Here is a 1,665-nt window from a genome sequence, read left to right on the forward strand (position 1 = left end):
AGCGAGAAACGGCGGGTTTGGGCCGGCTCTGCGTCATGTCTCTCTGAAACGGAAGAAATCGATCACTGCCCGGAGGGCGGGCGACATCTGCCTTCGGCTGGGATAGTAGAGGAACAGGCCGGGATAGGACGGACACCAATCCTCCAGCACGCGGACAAGGCGCCCGGTCGCGATGTGTTCGGCTACCTGTGCTTCCAGCGTCCTGAAGAGGCCGGCACCTTCCAAAGCTGCCGCCAGACTGACGTTCACGTCGTTGGTGGTGATCGGCCCATCAACCGAAACCTCCAGCGACTCCCCGCCTTTCGCGAACCGCCAGGGAAACAGCTCGCCATTGTGGGCGAAGCGAAAGTTGACGCAGGCGTGGTCGTGGAGATCGCGTGGAGTGGCCGGATGGCGACGCGACGCGAAGTAGCTGGGCGATGCGACAACGGCAAAGCGAACGTCCGAGGTCAGGCGGACGGATATCATGTCGCGTTGGACGAACTCGCCCAGGCGGACACCGGCATCAAAGCCCTTGGCCACGATATCGACGAAGGCATCATCGGTGATCAGTTCCAGCCGTATTTCGGGGTACTGCTGGGCAAAACGACCAGAGCCGGGCACAAACACAACCTCGGCCGCCGCTCGCGGCATGTTCAACCGGACCTTTCCTGCTGGCCGGTCGCGAAAGTGCTGGACCCCTTCCACGGCGGCGGCGATCTCGGCGAAGGCGGGTGAGAGCCTGCTGAACAGGGTCGCCCCGGCTTCGGTTGGCGAGACACTTCGCGTCGTCCGGTTGAGAAGCCGCGCGCCTAGCCGTTCTTCCAGATCGCGCATGGAGTGGCTGAGGGAGGAGGGCGACATCCGAAGCCGCTGGGCCGCCCGGCGGAAGTTGCTCTCCTCGGCGATGGCAAGGAATGCCGCCAGTTCGGCGTATTCGGTTCCGCGCATGATTGCTGCCTCCTGCTCAACAGCTCATGCAGATTATAGGACATTATCGCAACACGGACCAAGGATTACTCTCGGTCTCGCAAGGCAAAGGACACCAAAGGACTATCGCAATGAACGCTCAGACCCCGCCCCGCCCTGTCGCCGTCATCACCGGCGCGTCTTCAGGTATCGGCGCCGTCTACGCCGATCGCTTTGCCGCCCGCGGTCACGATCTTGTCTTGGTCGCCCGCCGCGGCGATCGCCTTGCAGAGCTAGGCAACCGTCTCTGGGCCAGGTATGGCGTTGCGGTTCGCCCCCTTGTGGCTGACCTGTCGACGGAGCCAGGAATCGCGGCGGTCGAGGCGCTGCTTGAAAGCGACGCGGGCGTCACGGTTCTCGTCAACAATGCGGGCCTGTCGCGGCTGGGGCGTTTCATCGATCTGAGCCCGGCGGATCACGCGAGCCTCCTCATGGTCAATGCGGTAGCACCGAGCCGCCTCGCCCGCGCCGCCCTTCCCGGCTTTGTTGCCCGCGACAGCGGCACGATCATCAACATCGCCTCCGCCAACGCGGTCAGCCCCTATCCCGGCACGACCGTCTACTCGGCCACGAAATCTTTCGTCCTGTCGCTGAGCCTTGGCCTTCAGAACGAAGTCGAAGGCACCGGCGTCAGGGTTCAGGCGGTTGTGCCCGCCTCGACGGCCACCGAAGTCTGGGATGGGATGGGCATCGACCTGAAGGATCTGCCACCTGAAA

General features: G+C 63.8%; 2 protein-coding genes. One reads left to right on the forward strand and one right to left on the reverse strand.

Annotated features, from left to right (window positions below):
• Positions 1-33: 33 nt before the first annotated feature.
• On the reverse strand, positions 34-930 hold the full coding sequence (locus ACRCSW_RS23595; protein WP_438708096.1) for a LysR family transcriptional regulator: 897 nt from the start codon (positions 928-930) through the stop codon (positions 34-36).
• A gap of 110 nt (positions 931-1,040) precedes the next feature.
• On the opposite strand from ACRCSW_RS23595, the gene ACRCSW_RS23600 reads away from it, so the two are divergent.
• The coding region (locus ACRCSW_RS23600; RefSeq protein ID WP_438708097.1) for an SDR family NAD(P)-dependent oxidoreductase at positions 1,041-1,665 on the forward strand (625 nt) is incomplete at its 3' end.

It is taken from the genome of Tabrizicola sp. (assembly GCF_051645465.1).
In the GTDB taxonomy this organism is placed as follows: Bacteria; Pseudomonadota; Alphaproteobacteria; order Rhodobacterales; family Rhodobacteraceae; genus Tabrizicola.